General features: G+C 61.5%; 17 protein-coding genes. 10 read left to right on the forward strand and 7 right to left on the reverse strand.

Annotated features, from left to right (window positions below):
- Positions 1-62: 62 nt before the first annotated feature.
- Positions 63-272 carry a DUF2788 domain-containing protein gene (locus GKKCFE_RS22135; protein ID WP_047230243.1) on the forward strand — a complete coding sequence of 70 codons (210 nt, stop codon included), beginning with the start codon at positions 63-65 and terminating at the stop codon, positions 270-272.
- On the opposite strand, the gene GKKCFE_RS22140 is transcribed toward GKKCFE_RS22135, so the two are convergent.
- The 4 genes from GKKCFE_RS22140 to GKKCFE_RS22155 form a co-directional block, all read right to left on the reverse strand.
- Complete coding sequence (locus GKKCFE_RS22140; RefSeq protein WP_445578062.1) at positions 267-833, reverse strand: pseudouridine synthase; 567 nt, start codon at positions 831-833, stop codon at positions 267-269. The genes GKKCFE_RS22135 and GKKCFE_RS22140 overlap by 6 nt on opposite strands.
- Before the next feature lie 157 nt (positions 834-990).
- Entirely contained in the window at positions 991-2,490 is a 1,500-nt protein-coding gene (gene amn, locus GKKCFE_RS22145) for an AMP nucleosidase (RefSeq protein ID WP_160893475.1), read from the reverse strand.
- Between the two features lie 1,993 nt (positions 2,491-4,483).
- Positions 4,484-6,133 (reverse strand): acyl-CoA dehydrogenase family protein, encoded by a 1,650-nt coding sequence (locus GKKCFE_RS22150; RefSeq protein WP_139049090.1) that lies wholly within the window; start codon positions 6,131-6,133, stop codon positions 4,484-4,486.
- Between the two features lie 74 nt (positions 6,134-6,207).
- A complete protein-coding gene (locus GKKCFE_RS22155; protein WP_188251958.1) occupies positions 6,208-8,592 on the reverse strand; it encodes a hybrid sensor histidine kinase/response regulator in 2,385 nt (794 codons plus the stop codon).
- 313 nt (positions 8,593-8,905) lie between these two features.
- On the opposite strand from GKKCFE_RS22155, the gene GKKCFE_RS22160 reads away from it, so the two are divergent.
- The 4 genes from GKKCFE_RS22160 (at position 8,906) to GKKCFE_RS22175 (ending at position 12,427) form a co-directional block, all read left to right on the forward strand.
- Positions 8,906-9,703: a hydroxymethylpyrimidine/phosphomethylpyrimidine kinase gene (locus tag GKKCFE_RS22160; protein WP_076383510.1), complete on the forward strand. Its 798-nt coding sequence runs from the start codon at positions 8,906-8,908 to the stop codon at positions 9,701-9,703.
- Between the two features lie 16 nt (positions 9,704-9,719).
- Entirely contained in the window at positions 9,720-10,346 is a 627-nt protein-coding gene (thiE, locus tag GKKCFE_RS22165) for a thiamine phosphate synthase (protein WP_047229512.1), read from the forward strand.
- Positions 10,347-10,370: 24 nt separating this feature from the next.
- The gene (gene hemL, locus GKKCFE_RS22170; RefSeq protein ID WP_047229511.1) at positions 10,371-11,654 is read left to right on the forward strand and encodes a glutamate-1-semialdehyde 2,1-aminomutase; all 1,284 of its coding nucleotides are present in this window, start codon (positions 10,371-10,373) and stop codon (positions 11,652-11,654) included.
- Between the two features lie 218 nt (positions 11,655-11,872).
- Positions 11,873-12,427: a tetratricopeptide repeat protein gene (locus tag GKKCFE_RS22175; protein WP_047229510.1), complete on the forward strand. Its 555-nt coding sequence runs from the start codon at positions 11,873-11,875 to the stop codon at positions 12,425-12,427.
- 140 nt (positions 12,428-12,567) lie between these two features.
- Here GKKCFE_RS22175 and GKKCFE_RS22180 read toward each other — a convergent pair whose 3' ends face one another.
- On the reverse strand, positions 12,568-12,897 hold the full coding sequence (locus GKKCFE_RS22180) for a DUF1820 family protein (RefSeq protein WP_016773045.1): 330 nt from the start codon (positions 12,895-12,897) through the stop codon (positions 12,568-12,570).
- 133 nt (positions 12,898-13,030) lie between these two features.
- Here GKKCFE_RS22180 and miaB point away from each other — a divergent pair, with 133 nt between their 5' ends.
- The 5 genes from miaB to lnt all read left to right on the forward strand — a co-directional run bounded on the left by miaB (position 13,031) and on the right by lnt (position 18,467).
- Entirely contained in the window at positions 13,031-14,359 is a 1,329-nt protein-coding gene (miaB, locus tag GKKCFE_RS22185; RefSeq protein WP_172833785.1) for a tRNA (N6-isopentenyl adenosine(37)-C2)-methylthiotransferase MiaB, read from the forward strand.
- A 215-nt stretch (positions 14,360-14,574) separates the two neighbouring features.
- Entirely contained in the window at positions 14,575-15,585 is a 1,011-nt protein-coding gene (locus tag GKKCFE_RS22190; protein WP_047229508.1) for a PhoH family protein, read from the forward strand.
- Positions 15,578-16,036, forward strand: coding sequence for an rRNA maturation RNase YbeY (gene ybeY, locus GKKCFE_RS22195; protein WP_047229507.1), 459 nt, complete (start codon positions 15,578-15,580; stop codon positions 16,034-16,036). The genes GKKCFE_RS22190 and ybeY overlap by 8 nt, the downstream gene beginning before the upstream one ends.
- A 40-nt stretch (positions 16,037-16,076) precedes the next feature.
- Complete coding sequence (locus GKKCFE_RS22200; protein ID WP_025215634.1) at positions 16,077-16,916, forward strand: HlyC/CorC family transporter; 840 nt, start codon at positions 16,077-16,079, stop codon at positions 16,914-16,916.
- Between the two features lie 27 nt (positions 16,917-16,943).
- Complete coding sequence (gene lnt, locus GKKCFE_RS22205; protein ID WP_139049087.1) at positions 16,944-18,467, forward strand: apolipoprotein N-acyltransferase; 1,524 nt, start codon at positions 16,944-16,946, stop codon at positions 18,465-18,467.
- A 141-nt stretch (positions 18,468-18,608) separates the two neighbouring features.
- On the opposite strand, the gene GKKCFE_RS22210 is transcribed toward lnt, so the two are convergent.
- Together GKKCFE_RS22210 and GKKCFE_RS22215 are read right to left on the reverse strand one after the other, a co-directional pair.
- The gene (locus tag GKKCFE_RS22210) at positions 18,609-19,370 is read right to left on the reverse strand and encodes a YdcF family protein (protein WP_139049086.1); all 762 of its coding nucleotides are present in this window, start codon (positions 19,368-19,370) and stop codon (positions 18,609-18,611) included.
- Positions 19,371-19,473: 103 nt separating this feature from the next.
- Positions 19,474-19,794, reverse strand: coding sequence for a hypothetical protein (locus GKKCFE_RS22215; protein WP_047229504.1), 321 nt, complete (start codon positions 19,792-19,794; stop codon positions 19,474-19,476).
- Positions 19,795-19,820: the final 26 nt, after the last annotated feature.

Here is a 19,820-nt window from a genome sequence, read left to right on the forward strand (position 1 = left end):
CCCTCTTTCCATGCCGTATACTCGCCCCGCCTTTTCAACCTCGCCCACGCCGGAGTGTTTCGATGGATCCTGTGGTTTTCGAAGAGTGGATGATGACTGGCCTTGTCAGCATCCTGATCATTTTCATGGGTTTTATCGTCTGGGATCTGGCGAAGAAGTCCAAGGCCGGGCGTTTCGGCTCGTTCATCCTGTTTTTCGTGCTGGGACTGGGCGTGGCGGCATTCGTCATCAAGAGCGTGGTGATCGGCCTGATCGAGACCGGCACCTTATAAACGCGCCGGCACTTCCTTCCACTGTCCCTGATCCAGCCCTTCAAGCGTCCAGTCACCGATCCTGACCCGCACCAGACGCAATGTCGGCAAGCCCACCGCGGCGGTCATGCGCCGTACCTGACGGTTACGCCCTTCGCGAATCACCAGTTCCAGCCAGCTGGTCGGCACGCTTTTACGAAAGCGCACCGGCGGGTTGCGCGGCCATAGCTGCGGTTCGTCCAGTTGTCGCGCTCGTGCGGGCAAGGTCATGCCGTCGTTCAGTTCCACGCCATCGCACAGACGCTGCAATTGCTCGGCACTGGGCTCACCTTCTACTTGCACCCAATAGGTCTTGGCCAGTTTGTGCCGGGGGTCGGCGATGCGGGCCTGCAACTGCCCGTCGTTGGTCAGCAGCAGCAACCCTTCGCTGTCGCGATCCAGCCTCCCGGCGGGATAAATGCCGGGCACGTCGATAAAGTCCTTGAGCGTCGCCCGCCCTTGATCGTCAGAAAATTGCGTCAGCACATCGAAGGGTTTGTTGAACAGGATCAGCCTCGGCTCGGCCGGCGGGGCCTTGGCCACACGGCGCGGGGCGGATGCGGGAGGTTTCGCGCCAGGGCGGCGGGAAGCGGGACGTGGCGGACGGGGCATGGCAAACACAACATCTAACGGTCTGGGCCGACCATGCTAGTGGCCCGACCGTTAAATAACCACTGCCCCTTCAACCGGGATCAGTTCATCAGCGGAACGGCGGCTCGTCGAAGCTGCGCAACTTGCGCGAGTGCAGCGAGTTGAGTTCGTTGCGCAACAGGTCCAGCGCCGCGATGCCGATCTTCAGGTGCTGGTTGACCGCCCGTTCGTAAAACGCGTTGGCCGAACCCGGCAATTTGATCTCGCTGTGCAGCGGTTTGTCCGAGACACAAAGCAACGTGCCGTACGGCACCCGCAAGCGGTATCCCTGAGCGGCGATGGTGCCGCTTTCCATGTCCACCGCCACGGCGCGGGACAGGTTGATCAACGGACGCTCCTGGGCCCAGCGCAACTCCCAGTTGCGGTCGTCGTAGGTCAATACGGTGCCGGTGCGCAGGCGCTTCTTCAGCTCGTCGCCCTTTTCACCGGTGACATTGGCCGCCGCTTGCTGCAAGGCCATCTGCACTTCAGCCAGGGCCGGGATCGGAATATTCGGCGGCACGACCCGGTCGAGGATGCCATCGCGGCGCATGTAAGCGTGGGCCAGCACGTAGTCGCCGATGGTCTGGGACTGCCGCAGCCCACCGCAGTGACCGATCATCAGCCAGCAGTGGGGGCGCAGCACGGCCAGGTGGTCGGTGATGTTCTTGGCGTTGGACGGCCCGACGCCGATGTTCACCAGGGTCACGCCGTGGCCGTCGCTGGCCTGCAGGTGATAGGCCGGCATCTGATAGCGGTGCCAGACCACGCCCGCGGCGATCGCCGAGGCTTCACCGTGGTCCATGCTCTTTTCGATGATCACGTTGCCCGGCAGGACCATGCGCACAAAACGCGGGTCGCTGCGCAGTTGCTCCAAGCCATGGACAATGAACTGATCCACATAACGGTGATAGTTGGTCAGCAGGATCCACGGCTGCACATGGCGCCAGTCGCTGCCGGTGTAATGCACCAGCCGACGCAGGGAAAAGTCCACCCGCGCCGCGTCAAACAGAGCCAGCGGTAGCGGGTCGGTGTTTTCCCAGTCATAGAGGCCGTCGGCAATGCCATCGGTGGCGGCCGACAGGTCGGTGCTGGGGAACACTCGCGCCAGCACCGCGGCAGTCACGCCGGAGCCGGCCAGTTCATCGCCCTGCTCCACCACGTAGGGATAGGGGATGTTCTGCTCGCTGACACCCACTTCGACGGTGACGGTAAAGTCGTGCATCAGCGGGACCAACTGCTCCAGCAGGTATTTACGGAACGCAGCCGGGTGGGTGACGGTGACACTGTAGGTGCCCGGCAACTGGACCTTGGCGTAGGCGCGGGTGGTTTGCGGGACTTCGCCATGGCAGTGATAGGTCAGGCGCAGGGCGGGATAGCGAAACAACGCCCGCTGTTCGGCATCCGGCTCGATACGATCCTTGAGGTACCGCTTGAGCGCCTGGTTCAGCGCAGTGGTCGCACGCTCGTGCAGGGCCGCCAAACGATCCACGGCTTGTTCGGCGGTTTGAACGACAATAAACGCTTCGGTCACGATCAGCTTCCTGTGTTCTGACTTGCAGGCCTTCATCTTGCCTGCATCGTCGTCCGACGGGAACAGTGGCGTATTGGGCGCGATCGATCATCCACCACAAATCCCCATGTGGGAGCGAGCCTGCTCGCGATAGCGCTGTATCAGTCACCAGAGATGTGAATGTGCCGCCGCCATCGCGAACAAGCTCGCTCCCACCCTTGATCGCCACCAGCCGAAGATTCTTCATTCACCTTAGATCCCCTGTGGGAGCGAGCTTGCTCGCGATAGCGGTGTATCAGTCACCCGAGATGTTGAATGTGCCGCCGCCATCGCGAGCAGGCTCGCTCCCACCCTTGATCGCCGCCAGCCGCAGATTCTTCATTCACCTTAGATCCCCTGTGGGAGCGAGCCTGCTCGCGATAGCGCTGTATCAGTCACCAGAGATGTGAATGTGCCGCCGCCATCGCGAGCAAGCTCGCTCCCACCCTTGATCACCACCAGCCGCAGATTCTTCATTCACCACAGATCCCCTGTGGGAGCGAGCTTGCTCGCGATAGCGGTGTATCAGTCACCCGAGATGTTGAATGTGCCGACGCCTTCGCGAGCAAGCTCGCTCCCACCCTTGATCACCACCAGCCGCAGATTCTTCATTCACCGCAGATCCCCTGTGGGAGCGAGCCTGCTCGCGATAGCGGTGTATCAGTCACCCGAGATGTTGAATGTGCCTACGCCATCGCGAGCAAGCTCGCTCCCACACTTGATCACCACCAGCCGCAGGTTCTTCATTCACCGCAGATCCCCTGTGGGAGCGAGCCTGCTCGCGATAGCGGTGTATCAGTCACCCGAGATGTTGAATGTGCCTACGCCATCGCGAGCAGGCTCGCTCCCACCCTTGATCGCCGCCAGCCGCAGATTCTTCATTCACCACAGATCCCTTGTGGGAGCGAGCTTGCTCGCGATAGCGGTGTATCAGTCACCCGAGATGTTGAATGTGCCGACGCCTTCGCGAGCAAGCTCGCTCCCACCCTTGATCACCACCAGCCGCAGATTCTTCATTCACCACAGATCCCCTGTGGGGGCGAGCTCGCTCCCACACTTGATCGCCGCCAGCCGCAGATTCCTCATTCACCACAGATCCCCTGTGGGAGCGAGCCTGCTCGCGATAGCGCTGTGTCAGTCACCCGAGATGTTGAATGTGCCGCCGCCATCGCGAGCAGGCTCGCTCCCACACTTGATCGCCGCCAGCCGCAGATTCTTCATTCACCGCAGATCCCCTGTGGGAGCGAGCCTGCTCGCGATAGCGCTGTATCAGTCACCCGAGATGTTGAATGTGCCAACGCCATCGCGAGCAGGCTCGCTCCCACCCTTGATCACCGCCAGTCGCAGATTCTTCATTCACCGCAGATCCCCTGTGGGAGCGAGCTTGCTCGCGATAGCGCTGTGTCAGTCAGCAAAGATGTTGGATGTGCCTACGCCTTCGCGAGCAAGCTCGCTCCCACCCTTGATCACCACCAGCCGCAGGTTCTTCATTCACCGCAGATCCCCTGTGGGAGCGAGCCTGCTCGCGATAGCGGTGTATCAGTCAGCAAAGATGTTGAATGTGCCTACGCCATCGCGAGCAGGCTCGCTCCCACCCTTGATCGCCGCCAGCCGCAGATTCTTCATTCACCACAGATCCCCTGTGGGAGCGAGCCTGCTCGCGATAGCGGTGTATCAGTCACCCGAGATGTTGAATGTGCCGCCGCCATCGCGAGCAAGCTCGCTCCCACCCTTGATCACCACCAGTCGCAGATTCTTCACTCGTCGCAGATCCCCTGTGGGAGCGAGCCTGCTCGCGATAGCGGTGTATCAGTCAGCAAAGATGTTGAATGTGCCGACGCCATCGCGAGCAAGCTCGCTCCCACCCTTGATCGCCGCCAATCGCAGGTTCTTCATTCGTCGCAGATCCCTTGTGGGAGCGAGCCTGCTCGCGATAGCGGTGTATCAGTCACCAGAGATGTTGGATGTGCCTACGCCTTCGCGAGCAAGCTCGCTCCCACAGGTTCGGCGTTTAGAAACCCTGGGGCGTGGAGCGTGTCACGATGGCCTCGACATTCAGGCCTCGGGGCAAGGCGCCGTATGCCCGGCCAGCCGAACCCAGGCGGCTGGCGATGAAGGCGTCGCTGACGTCGCTGTTGCCCGCTTCCAGCAGCAGCTTGGCTTGCAGGCCGATGGCGATCTCTTCAGTCAATTGCCGGGCGCGGTACTGGATGTCAGCGGTATCCTTGAACGCCGCCTGCAACCGATCGATGTGGGCAGCCAGGCGTTTGTCGCCGTGGCCGTCACCCAGCTCGGTGAACAGCACTTCAAGCACGCCCGGTTCCTTGGACAGCGCCCGCAACACATCCAAGCACTGTACATTGCCGGAGCCTTCCCAGGTCGAGTTCACCGGTGCTTCACGATAGAGGCGCGGCAGGATGCTGTCTTCGACATAACCAGCGCCGCCCATGCATTCGGCGGCTTCGTTGATCATCGCGGGGGCGCGTTTGCAGATCCAGTATTTGCCCACCGCAGTCACCAGCCGCGCGAACTTGGCCTCGTGTTCGTCACTCAAGTGGTCCAGCGCCCGGCCCATGCGCAGGCTCAGGGCGAGGGCGGCTTCACTTTCCAGCGCCAGGTCAGCCAATACGTTTTGCATCAGTGGCTGTTCGCTCAACAACTTGCCACCGACCTTGCGATGCGCGCAGTGATGGCTGGCCTGGGTCAGGGCCTGGCGCATCAGAGCACTGGAACCGACCATGCAATCGAAGCGGGTCATGGCGACCATCTCGATGATGGTCGGCACGCCTCGCCCTTCCTCACCGACCATCCAGGCCAGTGCACCACGGAATTCAACTTCGCTGGAGGCGTTGGAACAGTTGCCCAGCTTATTCTTCAGCCGCTGGATATAGAACTGATTACGGGTGTCGTCCGGACGATGGCGCGGCAGCAGGAAACAGCTCAGGCCCTTGTCGGTCTGGGCCAGGGTCAGAAAGGCATCGCACATCGGCGCCGAGCAGAACCACTTGTGGCCCACCAGCTCATAGGCCTGGCCCGGACCGCTGGCGCCCACCGGATAAGCTTTGGTGGTGTTGGCCCGCACGTCCGTGCCGCCCTGCTTTTCAGTCATCGCCATGCCGAGGGTCACCCCGGCCTTGTGGGCCATGCCGACGTTTCGCGGGTCGTACTCGGTGGCGAGCGCTTTGGGCACCCAGAGCTCGGCCAGGTCCGGTTGCAAACGCAACGCCGGGACGCTGGCGAAGGTCATGGTCAGCGGACAACCGGTGCCGGCTTCAGCCTGGCTGTGCAGATAAGTCATCGAGGCTCGGGCGACGTGGGCGCCGGGTTGCGGCTGGGCCCATGGCAGGCTGGGCAAGCCATGCTCGACGGCCGTGCGCATCAACTGGTGGTAAGCGGGATGGAATTCCACCAGATCGATGCGATGGCCGTAGCGGTCGTGGCTGGAAAACACCGGCTTGTTCTGGTTCGCCAGAAACCCCGCTTCCATCAGCGGCCCGCCGGCCAGTGCGCCATACGCATCGATCCGCCCTTGCGCCCAACCCGCACCAAAACGCTGCGACCACTGTTGCAGCGGCAGGTCGATGCGATAGAGGTTGGCGCCATCCAGGGACGGTGGCTGATTGGTGACCTCGTGGGTCTCGGCGAACTGGTGCAGGTTCATGACAGGGCTCCTTGGTCGGCCAGCAGAGGTTCAGTTAAGCACCGCCCCTGGGCCGAACAAAGTGTCATACCCGCCTAAATATCGGCGCTTTCACCCTGTTTTGGACAAAGTACCCGCCGTTGCAGAATCGTGCGCAACACCTCGAATTTCACCGGTTTGCTCAGGTAATCGGTCAACGCGCCCGACGTGCAGCGCTCGTGATTCGGATTGGGACTGACCACAAACACCGGCAGGTCCTCGCAGCCGGCGAGTGTACGGATCTGACAGCAGACCGACACCCCGTCCAGCGGTGGCGACTGGCAATCGAGCAGCACGGCATCAACACTCTCGCCCTGCAGCATATCCAGTGCCGCGCGGCCGCTGTCGGCGGTACGCACCCGGTAACCGAGCTTGAGCAACATGCCGCGCATCACCAGCAGATCAATGCTGTTGTCGTCAGCCAGCAACACCGTGCAATCCTGAGGCAACCGCGCGCTTTCTCGCGGGCTGAACGAAAATGGCGTGGGCGCCTCCACGGGCACGGCCATTTCCACCTCGACATCCAACTGGAATCGGCTGCCGCGACCGGGTTCGGAGGTGTGAGTCAGGCGTCCGCCCAGCAACTCCACCAGCTGCCGACAGATCGCCAGCCCCACGCCGAGACCGCCGTATTCCCGAGTCATGGAACCGTCCAGCTGGAAGAAGCGCTGGTACAAGCTCGCCTCCCCGAGGTCCGTGAAACCAATACCGGTGTCGATCACGGCAAAGGACAGCACCAGCCGATCGAGCCCCGACGGCCTGCCACTGACCCGCAGCGCCAGGCCCCCTGTACGGGTGAACTTGACGGCGTTGTCCAGCAGGCATTCCAGGCATTGGGCCAGCTTGCCACTGTCACCGATCAGCCGGTCCGTCAGGCCGGGTGCCACGTCGACCTTGAAATCCAGGCTCTTGACCGCCGCATTGGCACCGAACTGCACCTGCAAGGCGTCGACCATCGCGCGCAGACTGAACGGCGCCGGGTAGGCCTTGAGCTTGCCGGCCTGCAACTCGGTAAGGGTGAGGATGCCGTTGACCATGCGCATCATGTCCCGCGCAGAACCTGCGGCGGTCTGTTGATACTGGGTCAGCTCCTCATTCATTTCGACGGTTTCCATCAACTCCAGCGAACCGATCACGCCATTCATCGGCGTGCGCAGCTCATGGGTCAAGGTGGCGAGGAATTCATCCTTGAGTTTGTTGCCATGGGCCAATTGCTGGTTAAGCACTTCAAGTTTCTGCCCGGCGTCAAACAGCGTCTGGGCCTGCTGCTCGCGCATGGCATTGATACGGTCGGCCAGGGCCAGGGACAGCAGCGCTACTTCGATGGCCGAGCCAATCTGGCTGGCGTACATGGTCAGGAATACGTTCGGCAGATAACCGAGCACCATCATCGTGTTGACCACGCCCCCCAGCAGAAACGCCGACCAAGCGATGATGAAATAACGCGCCACCCGCAGGCCACGCCACCAGGCGAACAGCCCAGCGGCGAAAATCACCACGGTAAATACCAGCGCCAATGCCGTCGCCAGGCGCAAGGCCAAGGCGTAACTGGTCATCAGCGACAGGCCCACCACTACCGCGCTGTAGACGATCAGCGCCAGCAGCAGCCGGTCAAGCCAACGACTGTGTTGCGCGGTTTGCAGGAAGCTGCGCGCAAACTGGCTGCCGAACAGACCCGCACAGCCGATGAAAAAGGGGGTTGCGGCATTGGCCCACCAGGGGTTGTCCGGCCAGAAATACTCCACGGCCGCTCCGTTGACCGACAACTGATACAGGCCGAACGAGGCGATATAAACGATGTAATAAAGGTAACTGGTGTCCCGCACGCTCAGGTAAATGAACAGGTTGTAGACCAGCATCCCCAGCAGTACGCCATAGATGGTGCCCAACACGTACAAGCGCACAGGTTGTTGCTCAAGATAGGCCGTGCTCGACCACAACGTCAGCGGCGCCTGGATCGAACCCTGGCTTTGCAGGCGCAGGTACACGGCCTGGCGTTGTTCAGGTTTGAAGTCCAGGCTGAACAGGTAGTTGTTCTGGCGAATTTCACGGCTGGCGAACGGCAAGGCATCGCCGGTCTGGCGAACCAGGCGATACGCCCCGGCGCTGTCAGGCAGATACAAGTCCAGATGGTCCAGCGGCGGATAGGCCAGCTCCAACAACCAGGTGCGTTGGGCGTCCGGATTGCCGGGACGGTAGTGCAGGTCTATTTTCAGCCAGAATGCCGAGCGCGAATAACCGGCGTTCAGCGTGGCTTTGTCATGGGGTTTGAAGTGACCCGCCGCAGCCTCTGCCAGGACGTCGTCGATGGTAGCCGTACCGTGGGTGTCTTCAAACACCTGCAGGGCATGGCCCAAGGGCAGGCTTTGGGTGAATTCATCGAATTCGAGGGCGCTTGCCAAAGCGGGCAAGCACAGCAGCAACATCAGCAAATAGCGCATTTAAGCCCCAGCGTGGCCTGTCCGGTTGAATCAGGAAGCCCCCCATTCCCTGAGTAGACGTAAAACCGGCATTACCTGTTATTGGTTGGATCCATTTCTAGCATAGCCGCTGATGGCCAATTTGCACCATTGAAATTTTTCCTACAGATGGCTCTAGAACGGGCGTTCCAGCGCCAAGCATTGAGATAGAGCTGTTGCTTTGGTCAGGTCGGCAACGGGTGGGTCAAAAGCAATCATCAGAGCAAGCAGTCCAGCATAAAACCCTCAGAGTCCGACCACCGACAAAACAGGTTTGGTGGTAAGCTCGCGCACCATGAATATCTACAGCTCTCGCCCCGTTGTCCTCTGTCTCTCCGGCCACGACCCCAGTGGTGGCGCCGGTTTGCAGGCAGATATCGAAGCCCTGCTCGCCCAGGGTTGTCATGCCGCCCCGGCCGTTACCGCGTTGACCGTGCAGGACACGGTTAACGTGAGCGATTTCCGCGTGCTCGATCGGGAGTGGGTGCTGGCGCAAGCCAATGCCGTGCTCAACGATTCGCAGGTAGCGGCGGTCAAGCTGGGGATGCTCGGCTCACTGGAAATGGTCGACACGGTGGTCGAACTGCTGCAGGCGCACCCGCATTTGCCCATGGTCTGCGACCCGGTGCTGCGTGCCGGTGGCGGCGGACGATTGGGCAAGGATGAAGTCGGCTACGCCATGCGCGAACGCCTGTTGCCCCTGGCAATCATCGCCACCCCCAATCTGCCGGAAGCACGTATCCTCGCCGAACTGCCCGAGGGCAGCGCCGATGAATGCGCCGAAAAACTGCTGCCCTTCGTCAAGCACCTGTTGATCACCGGTGGTCACGGCGACGAACATGAAGTCCACAATCGCCTGTACAGCCGCGATGGTCGCCGCGAAACGTTCACCTGCCAGCGCTTGCCCGGCAGCTACCATGGTTCCGGCTGCACCCTGGCCAGCGCCCTGGCTGGACGACTGGCCCAGGGCGAACACCTCGCCAGCGCGGTCAAGACAGCACTGGATTACACCTGGCGCACCCTGCGCGATGCCGAACAGCTGGGCAAAGGCCAGTTCGTCCCGCGTCGCCTGCCGCTGGATTTCTGCTCGTAGCCCCGGAGGCTGTGGAATGAAACTACGTGGCCTTTACGCCATCACCGATAGCCAACTGCTGGCCGGCAAATTCCTCGCGTATGTGCAAGCGGCACTGGAAGGTGGCGTCACCCTGCTGCAATACCGTGATAAAAGCAGCGACGAAGCCCGCCGTCTGCGCGAAGCCGAAGCGCTGCGCAATCTGTGCGAGCGCTACAAGACCCGATTGATCATCAACGACGACGCCGAACTGGCCGCGCGCCTGGGCGTCGGCGTTCACCTGGGCCAGACCGATGGCCCTCTGGCGCCAGTACGGGCGCTGCTGGGGCGCGACGCAATCATCGGCTCCACCTGTCATTCCAGCCTGGAACTGGCCGAACAGGCCGCCAGCGAGGGCGCCAGCTATGTCGCGTTCGGACGCTTCTTCAACTCCAACACCAAGCCCGGCGCACCCAGTGCAAACCTTGAACTGCTCGACCAGGCCCGGATCAAACTGCATATACCGGTGTGCGCCATCGGCGGCATCACCCTGGACAACGCCGCCCCGCTGGTGGCTCACGGTGTCGACCTGCTGGCCGTGGTCCATGGTCTGTTCGGCGCCGACAGCCCCCAGGAAGTGACGCGCCGCGCCCGTGCCTTCAACGATCTGTTGCAGATCAAATAATTTTTCGATTTCGAGAGCCCAACCATGTCCCGTTCCGAAACCCTGTTTGCCAATGCCCAAAAGCACATCCCCGGCGGCGTGAACTCCCCCGTTCGTGCGTTCAAGAGCGTTGGCGGCACCCCGCTGTTCTTCAAACACGCCGAAGGCGCGTACGTGACGGACGAAGATGACAAGCGCTATGTGGACTATGTCGGTTCGTGGGGCCCGATGATCCTCGGCCACAGCCATCCGGACGTGCTGGAAGCGGTGCGCAACCAGTTACAGCATGGCCTGTCCTACGGTGCCCCGACCGCCATGGAAACCGAGATGGCCGACCTGGTCTGCTCGATCGTGCCGTCGATGGAAATGGTGCGCATGGTCAGCTCCGGCACCGAGGCAACCATGAGTGCGATTCGCCTGGCGCGGGGCTTCACCGGTCGCGACAGCATCATCAAGTTCGAAGGCTGCTACCACGGCCACTCCGACAGCCTGCTGGTCAAGGCCGGTTCCGGCGCGCTGACCCAAGGTGTACCAAGTTCGGCCGGCGTGCCCGCAGCATTTGCCAAGCACACCCTGACCCTGCCGTTCAACGACCTCGAAGAAGTCGAGAAGATGCTCGGCGAAGTCGGCCAGGAAGTGGCCTGCATCATCGTCGAGCCTGTGGCTGGCAACATGAACTGCGTACCGCCGGCGCCGGGTTTCCTCGAAGGCCTGCGCAGCCTGTGCGACCAGCACGGCGTGGTGCTGATTTTCGACGAAGTGATGACCGGTTTCCGCGTAGCCCTCGGCGGCGCCCAGGCCCACTACGGCGTGACACCGGACCTGAGCACCTTCGGCAAGATCATCGGCGGCGGCATGCCGGTCGGTTGCTTCGGCGGCAAGCGTGCCATCATGGAATGCATCGCGCCGCTGGGTCCGGTCTACCAGGCCGGTACGCTGTCAGGCAATCCGCTGGCCATGGCCGCCGGCCTGACCACCCTGCGTCTGATCAGCCGCCCGGGCTTTCACGCCGAGCTGACCGACTACACCACCCGTCTGCTCGACGGTTTGCAGATTCGTGCCGACGCAGCGGGCATTCCGTTCGTGACCACCCAGGCCGGTGGCATGTTCGGCCTGTACTTCAGTGGCGCCGATGACATCGTGACCTTCGAAGATGTGATGGCCAGCGACGCTGACCGCTTCAAGCGTTTCTTCCACCTGATGCTCGACGGTGGCGTGTACCTGGCACCGAGCGCGTTCGAAGCCGGCTTTACCTCCATCGCCCATGGCGAGGCCGAGCTGAAGATCACCCTCGACGCCGCCGAGCGGGCCTTCGCCGCGTTGAAGTAAGCCTGTGGATAACTGACGCTGGCTGACGCTGGCGTCAGTGATTGACGACAACCTCTTGCCCCTTTTCCTACGTATTACCCCCCGAAGCTGCCGTTAGCGCTCCCTCGCAGCAGAAAAACGAGTAAAGACTTTGTAAGGATGGCCCTGCTTATTTCATAATGCGCGCTTATTGGATCCCCCGGAGGGTCCGCGTGCCCCTCAGAGGTAAGTCGATTCCCATGAACCGCACCGGCCGCACCCTTGCCCTGGGCTGCCTGTTGCTCCTTCAGCCGCTGCTGGCGAACGCACAAGCAGGCGGCAACTCGTTGTTGATCCCGGCGATGGGCCGTTGCACGCTCAACACCCAGCCACAAGATCTCGCACCGGCACTCGACGCCTGTCAAAAAGCGGCGGACGCGGGCGATGCACAAGCGCAATACGAGTTGGGCGAGTTCTACTACGACGGCAAGGCTGCGCCGCGCGACCTCAAACTGGCCCTCAGCTACTTCGAAAAAGCCTCACTGCAAGGCCATGCCCAGGCGCAATACAAGCTGGGCGGCATGTTCTTCCATGGCGAAGGCGTGCCGGCCAACAACGTGCAGGCCTACATTGTCTTGAAGATGGCGGCGGTCAATGGCGCCGAAGAAGCCCTGGACACCGCCGACGAAGTCGCCGAACAGATGCCCCGCGACGAGTTGGAAGTCGCGACACAGGTGCTGGGGCAGATCTTCCGCAAATACCTGATGGAATTGCAGAACGCCGACGGGCGCACGCCCTTCTCGCCACTGCCCTGAATCCACCACGGCCTTGAGAGCCTAATCGCGAGCAGGCTCGCTCCCACAGTTAATCCCGGGTGTTCACAAATAATGTGCACACAGAAGATCCAGTGTGGGAGCGAGCCCGCTCGCGATTGGGGGCAACTCAGTCTTGGCGCTTACTTCTCAGGCATCGGCATCGGAAATGGCATGACATTGCCGACCGCGCCGCGGGCTTCGCTGATTTTCGGGGTGCCCAGGCGCTCGACCTCGTCGATACGCACGATCGAATGCATCGGCACGAAGCTGCGCACCACACCTTCGAACTGCGCCTTGAGCTTTTCTTCGCTCGGATCGACGACCATTTGCGTGCGCTCGCCAAAGACGAATTCTTCGACTTCCAGGAAGCCCCACAGATCACTTTGATAGATCTGCTTGGCGTACATTTCGAACACCTGGCCCTGGTTGAGGAAAATCACCTTGTAGATTGGAGCTTCACGTTTGGTCATGGCAGGCGAAACACATCGGCGGGTAAAAATGAGGGCGCGAACTATAGCATAGCCACTGCTCGCGCAGCGGTAGGAACCGGGTGACTTGTTCCCTATAATGCGCGGTTCTTTGAATCACGTGATGACTCCGTCCATGGCCAAGAAGCTTTACATCGAAACCCACGGTTGCCAGATGAACGAGTACGACAGCTCGCGCATGGTCGATCTGCTGGGTGAACACCAGGCCCTGGAAGTCACCGCCCGTGCCGAAGACGCCGACGTGATCCTGCTCAATACCTGCTCCATCCGCGAGCGCGCCCAGGACCGGGTGTACTCCCAGCTCGGTCGCTGGCGTGAACTGAAACTGGCCAACCCGGAAATGGTCATCGCCGTGGGCGGTTGCGTGGCCAGCCAGGAAGGCGCTGCCATTCGTGACCGCGCGCCCTACGTAGACGTGGTCTTTGGCCCGCAGACCCTGCACCGCCTGCCGGAGATGATCGACGCCGCGCGCATCACCAAACTGCCGCAAGTCGACGTCTCGTTCCCGGAAATCGAAAAATTCGACCACCTGCCCGAACCCCGTATCGACGGCCCGAGCGCCTACGTGTCGGTGATGGAAGGTTGCAGCAAGTACTGCACGTTCTGCGTGGTGCCCTATACCCGTGGCGAAGAAGTCAGCCGGCCGTTCGACGACGTGATTGCCGAAATCATCCACCTGGCGGAACACGGCGTGCGGGAAGTGACGCTGCTGGGGCAGAACGTCAACGGTTATCGCGGCCTGACCCACGATGGGCGCCTGGCAGACCTCGCCGAGCTGATCCGCGTGGTGGCGGCCGTGGAGGGCATCGACCGTATCCGCTACACCACCTCGCACCCACTGGAGTTCTCCGACAGCCTGATCCAGGCCCATGCCGAAGTGCCTGAACTGGTCAAGCATCTGCACCTGCCGGTGCAATCGGGCTCCGACCGGATCCTGGCGGCCATGAAGCGCAACCACACGGCGCTGGAGTACAAATCCAAGCTGCGCAAACTGAGGGCGGCGGTGCCGGGAATCTGCATCAGTTCGGACTTTATCGTGGGTTTCCCCGGCGAAACCGAGAAAGATTTCCAGCAGACCATGAAGCTGATCGAAGACGTGGGTTTCGATTTTTCCTATTCCTTCGTCTACAGCCAGCGTCCCGGCACTCCGGCCGCCGATTTGGCGGACGAGACACCAGAAGAGGTGAAAAAAGAACGGCTCAACGCCTTGCAACATCGCTTGAACCAGCAAGGTTTCGAGATCAGCCGACAGATGGTCGGCTCCGTCCAGCGGATTCTGGTGACCGATTACTCGAAAAAAGACCCGGGCGAATTGCAAGGGCGGACCGAAAACAACCGCATCGTCAACTTCCGCTGCGACACTCCGGCCCTGATCGGTCAGTTCGCCGACGTCCACATCGATGCCGCGCAACCGCACTCGTTGCGCGGTTCGTTGGTCCAGTGACCCCGCACTTCCTGTGGGAGCGAGCTTGCTCGCGATAGCGGCATGACAGTCAATACTTATGTTGAATGTGAAGCCCCCATCGCGAGCAAGCTCGCTCCCACAGTGGTCGTGCCATGCCCTGTGATCAGATTCGCCTCTTTAAGAGCTTTCGCACCCAGCCTACTGGCGTTATCCTTGATTTCATCTTAATTGCCCCAGGGCGGCTAAAAACGACCTTGAACGCACCCATCGAACCACATCGTTTCATTCTCGAGCCCTTTGAGGCTCGCCGCTTCGCCAATCTGTGCGGGCAATTCGACGAGCATCTGCGCTTGATCGAACAGCGCCTGGCCATCGAGATCCGCAACCGCGGAAACCAGTTCGAACTGATCGGCGAACCCAAGCACACCTCCTCCGCGGAAAACCTGCTGCGCCGCCTCTATCGGGAAACCAAGGGAAGCGAGTTGTCGCCGGACACCGTCCACCTGTTCCTGCAGGAGTCGGCACTCGAAGAACTCGAGAACCACGCTCCGTCGGAACCTGCCGTGGCCTTGCGCACGAAAAAAGGCATGATTCGCCCTCGCGGCTTGAATCAGCAGCGCTACGTGAAGGAAATCCTGGGCAACGACATCAACTTCGGCATCGGTCCGGCCGGTACCGGCAAGACCTATCTGGCCGTGGCCTGCGCCGTCGATGCGCTGGAACGCGAACAGGTGCGCCGTATCCTGCTGGTGCGTCCGGCGGTTGAAGCGGGGGAAAAACTCGGTTTCCTGCCCGGCGACCTGGCCCAGAAAATCGACCCGTACTTGCGTCCGCTGTATGACGCACTGTACGAAATGCTCGGCTTCGAATACGTCGCCAAGCTGATCGAACGCCAGGTCATCGAGGTCGCACCGCTGGCCTATATGCGTGGCCGTACGCTGAACAACAGCTTCATCATCCTCGACGAAAGCCAGAACACCACGGTCGAGCAGATGAAAATGTTCCTGACCCGGATCGGCTTCGGCTCCACCGCGGTGATCACCGGCGACATCACCCAGGTCGACCTGCCCCGCGGCACCAAATCCGGGCTGAACCATGTGATCCAGGTGCTCAAGGACGTGCCGGGCATCAGTTTCACGCATTTCATGCCCAAGGACGTCGTGCGCCATCCATTGGTGCAGCGCATCGTCGAAGCCTACGAGCGCTTCGAGAATCATCAGGATGAGCTGGCGACCGCTGAGAAGGGCAATCGCCACGATGCTTGAACTTGACCTGCAACTGGCCAGCGAACGCCCCGCTCCCAGCGAGGCTCAGTTACGCCAATGGTGCGAGCTGGCCCTGCGCCAGCGCAGCGCCGACTCGGAACTGACCATCCGCCTGGTGGACGAGCCCGAAGGCCGCGAGCTGAACCACACCTGGCGGCAGAAAGACTACGCCACCAATGTGTTGTCGTTCCCCGCCGACGTGCCCGACGAACTGCTCGACATTCCGCTGCTGGGCGATCTGGTGATCTGCATCCCGGTGGTGGAGCGCGAAGCGGCCGAACAAGGCAAGACCGCTGAGGCCCACTGGGCCCATCTGGTGATTCACGGCTGCTTGCATCTATTGGGTTACGACCATATAGAAGATGACGAAGCCGAGGAAATGGAATCGCTGGAACGAACGTTGCTTGCAGAGCTGGGTCACCCCGACCCCTACGCCGGCGACGAACACTGATACATCAACCTGTAACGACAAAGGATTCAGAGTAATCGCTATGAGCGAAGATCGATCGAGCAACGGGCAGAAGTCATGGCTGGGCAAGCTCACCCAGGCTTTTGCCCATGAGCCGAAAAACCGCCAGGAGCTGCTGGAGCTGCTGCGCGATGCACACCAGAACAAACTGCTGGACAGCGAAGCGCTGGCCATCGTCGAAGGCGCCATCCAGGTCGCTGACCTGCAAGTGCGGGACATCATGGTCCCCCGTTCGCAGATGGTCAGCATCAAGGCGACCCAGACACCTCGCGAATTCCTGCCCGCCGTGGTCGATTCCGCTCACTCGCGCTACCCGGTAGTCGGCGAGAGCCATGACGACGTCATGGGCGTGCTGCTGGCCAAGGATCTGCTGCCGCTGATCCTTCAGGAGAACGGCGACAGTTTCAACATCAAGGACTTGCTGCGCCCGGCCACCTTCGTGCCCGAGTCCAAGCGCTTGAACGTGCTGCTGCGTGAATTCCGCGCCAATCACAACCACATGGCCATCGTCATCGACGAATACGGCGGCGTGGCCGGACTGGTCACCATCGAAGACGTGCTCGAGCAGATCGTCGGCGACATCGAAGACGAGCACGACGTCGAGGAAGACAGCTACATCAAGCCGCTGCCCAGCGGCGACTTCCTGATCAAGGCCCTGACGCCGATCGAGAACTTCAACGAGTTTTTCGACAGTCAATTCTCCGACGATGAGTTCGACACCGTCGGCGGCCTGGTGATGAGTGCTTTCGGGCACCTGCCCAAGCGCAATGAAACCACGGAAATCGGCTCCTGGCGCTTTCGCATCCTGAACGCCGACAGCCGTCGGATTCACTTGCTGCGCCTGTCACCCATTGCCCGATAAACCCTGCGAGACCCGCTAAGGACACACATGCGCTGGACAACCCGCCCCGGCTGGCCCGGTAACCTGCTGGCCATGGCGGCTGGCGCGATCACCACCCTGGCCCTGGCGCCGTTCGACATCTGGCCGCTGGCACTGCTGGCGGTCGGGCTGTTCTATGCCGGTCTGCGCGAGCTTTCACCGCGCCAGGCCCTCGGCCGTGGCTGGTGCTTCGGTTTCGGCCTGTTTGGCGCCGGCACCAGCTGGATCTATGTCAGCATTCACAACTTCGGCGGCGCCTCGGTGCTGCTCGCCGGTTTCTTGATGCTGCTGTTCATCGCCGCCATTGCCTGGTTTTTCGCCCTGCCCGCCTGGCTCTGGGCCCGGTGGTTGCGGCGTAACGAAGCCCCGCTGGCCGACGCCTTGGCCTTCGCCGCCCTGTGGCTGGGCCAGGAAGCCTTTCGCGGCTGGTTCCTCACCGGGTTTCCGTGGCTGTATTCCGGTTACAGCCAACTTGACGGCCCCTTGGCCGGCCTCGCGCCGCTGGGCGGGATGTGGCTGATTTCCTTCACCCTGGCCCTCACCGCCGCGCTGCTGTACAACGCGCCACGGTTGATCCGCGCCGGGCGCAAAGGCTTTATCGCAGCAGGCGTGGTCCTGCTGATCGGCCCGTGGGTCGCCGGCATGGCGCTCAAAGACCATGCCTGGACCAGCCCTTCGGGTGATCCGCTGAGCGTCGCGGCGATCCAGGGCAACATCGAACAAAGCATGAAGTGGGACCCCGAGCAACTCAACGCGCAACTGGCGTTGTACCGCGACATGAGTTTTGCCTCCAAACGGGTCGACCTGCTGATCTGGCCGGAAACAGCTGTGCCGGTGCTCAAGGAATCTGCCCAGGGCTATCTGGACATGATGGGCACCTTCGCCGCCGAGCGAAATTCAGCGCTGATTACCGGCGTTCCGATTCGCCAACTGGTGCACCAGCAGAAGCGTTACTTCAACGGCATCACCGTGACCGGTGAAGGTGACGGCACTTATCTGAAGCAAAAACTGGTGCCATTTGGCGAATATGTGCCGTTGCAGGACATTCTGCGGGGGTTGATCGCGTTCTTCGATCTCCCCATGTCGGACTTTGCCCGGGGCCCGGCCGACCAGTCTTTGCTGCAAGCCAAGGGTTACCAGATCGCGCCGTTCATCTGCTATGAAGTGGTCTACCCGGAGTTCGCCGCTGGCCTCTCGGCGCGCAGCGACCTGCTGCTGACCATCAGCAACGACACCTGGTTCGGCACCTCGATCGGCCCGCTGCAACACCTGCAAATGGCGCAGATGCGCGCCCTGGAAGCCGGTCGCTGGATGATCCGCTCCACCAACAACGGCGTCACCGGCCTGATCAACCCCTTCGGCCAGATCACCGTACAGATTCCGCAATTCGAGCGTGGCGTGCTGTACGGCGAAGTGGTGCCGATGCACGGGCTGACGCCCTACCTGCAATGGCGCTCGTGGCCGCTGATCATCGTGTGCGTGTTGCTGCTGGGCTGGGCGTTGATGGCGGGACGGATGGCCAAGACGGTTTAAGGTTGCTCGTTCCCACGCTCCGCGTGGGAATGCAGCCCGTGACGCTCCGCGTCATTGGTGGCCGACGCCAGCCCGCCTTGGAACGCAGAGCGTCCCTTGAGGCGTGCCCACGCAGGAGCGTGGGAACGATCCGGGAACACTTCAACGATAAAACAACCTATACCCCACCTGCCCCACCGCCTCGTTCATCAACTGCCCCGATTGCCAGATCGACTTGAACTCCGGCATCCAGCCGCCCAGCGGGCGGGCATTGTCCTGCCCCAGAAAGCCCACCGGTGCAGGAACCACTTCAAACCCCGAGCGCTCGAAACTCCAGACTGCCCGTGGCATGTGCGACGCATGGGTCACCACCACGACTCGTCTGATGCCCTGCGGCAGCAACATCTCGGCGCTCATCTGGGCGTTTTCCCAGGTCGTGCGACTGCGCCCTTCCTGCCAGCGCACGGTGACACCAAAATCATCGAGCATCGAATCGGCCATCAATTTCGCTTCACTCGGCGGGGAGCCATAGTGCAAGCCGCCGCTGGTCAGCACCGGCAATCCCGATGCCTTGGCCAGTCGCGCCGCATACCGCTGGCGCTCCAGACCGATGCCGGTGGGCTGGTCGGTACCCCAGGCCAGGTCACCGCGATCGCGGCCCGAACCAAGCACCACGATGGCATCGGCACGTTGCGCCAGCGTCACCCATTCGCTGCGAGGCAGCGGTGGCTCGCGCTCCAACGCCTTGGCGCTCCATTGCACCACCACAGGCAAACTCATCAGCCAGAAACCGCCCACCCCTGCAATGAAACACAGGCGAGCCAGGCGCGGCCGGGAGTTGCGCCACCACCAGGCAAGCACCAACAGCAGCAAAAGAATGCCGGGCGGCAATAAAAGTTGTTTGATGAAATAGCGAAACGGCATCGGGCATCTCCATAGATGCCCGAAGCCTAGGTGGGTTGACGCAAAGCGACAACAGATTCGAAATAACCTTGAACCAAAAAAAGCGACAAGCGTGAATCCGGCTTTACTTGAACTGCAGTGACCGGACTTTTACAGCATCCCTGGTGGGCGTCCGATCCTTGAGCCATACAACCTTGGCCGAACGGGGCGTATCGAGGCGCTTGAGTAGCTGAGCCCCACTTGTGGGGGCTTGATGCCCGACCTGCTCAAGGTAAGCCTTGACCAGCTCGAACTCTGCGGGGGTCAAGCCACGCAGTTCCAGCTCTGCCGGACGTTCATCGCGCAAGCGACCGGCGGTTCTTGCAGCGTCCAGGGCCACCCCGAGACGATCGATCAGTTTTTCGTACAACTCAGGTGTAGTTACTTTACGTTGTGATTCAACCATCCCTCACCTCATTGAAGATAAGACTC

This window comes from Pseudomonas sp. E141, assembly GCF_052659885.1.

Bases quoted from the DNA above. Each gene is read 5' to 3' on its own strand.
- amn (WP_160893475.1), bottom strand. From the start codon at position 2,490: ATGAAGGCCTGCAAGTCAGAACACAGGAAGCTGATCGTGACCGAAGCG.
- GKKCFE_RS22135 (WP_047230243.1), top strand. From the start codon at position 63: ATGGATCCTGTGGTTTTCGAAGAGTGGATGATGACTGGCCTTGTCAGC.
- miaB (WP_172833785.1), top strand. From the start codon at position 13,031: ATGGCCAAGAAGCTTTACATCGAAACCCACGGTTGCCAGATGAACGAG.
- GKKCFE_RS22160 (WP_076383510.1), top strand. From the start codon at position 8,906: ATGAATATCTACAGCTCTCGCCCCGTTGTCCTCTGTCTCTCCGGCCAC.
- ybeY (WP_047229507.1), top strand. From the start codon at position 15,578: ATGCTTGAACTTGACCTGCAACTGGCCAGCGAACGCCCCGCTCCCAGC.
- GKKCFE_RS22150 (WP_139049090.1), bottom strand. From the start codon at position 6,133: ATGAACCTGCACCAGTTCGCCGAGACCCACGAGGTCACCAATCAGCCA.
- GKKCFE_RS22155 (WP_188251958.1), bottom strand. From the start codon at position 8,592: ATGCGCTATTTGCTGATGTTGCTGCTGTGCTTGCCCGCTTTGGCAAGC.
- thiE (WP_047229512.1), top strand. From the start codon at position 9,720: ATGAAACTACGTGGCCTTTACGCCATCACCGATAGCCAACTGCTGGCC.
- GKKCFE_RS22210 (WP_139049086.1), bottom strand. From the start codon at position 19,370: ATGCCGTTTCGCTATTTCATCAAACAACTTTTATTGCCGCCCGGCATT.
- GKKCFE_RS22215 (WP_047229504.1), bottom strand. From the start codon at position 19,794: ATGGTTGAATCACAACGTAAAGTAACTACACCTGAGTTGTACGAAAAA.
- GKKCFE_RS22180 (WP_016773045.1), bottom strand. From the start codon at position 12,897: ATGACCAAACGTGAAGCTCCAATCTACAAGGTGATTTTCCTCAACCAG.
- GKKCFE_RS22175 (WP_047229510.1), top strand. From the start codon at position 11,873: ATGAACCGCACCGGCCGCACCCTTGCCCTGGGCTGCCTGTTGCTCCTT.
- GKKCFE_RS22200 (WP_025215634.1), top strand. From the start codon at position 16,077: ATGAGCGAAGATCGATCGAGCAACGGGCAGAAGTCATGGCTGGGCAAG.
- lnt (WP_139049087.1), top strand. From the start codon at position 16,944: ATGCGCTGGACAACCCGCCCCGGCTGGCCCGGTAACCTGCTGGCCATG.
- hemL (WP_047229511.1), top strand. From the start codon at position 10,371: ATGTCCCGTTCCGAAACCCTGTTTGCCAATGCCCAAAAGCACATCCCC.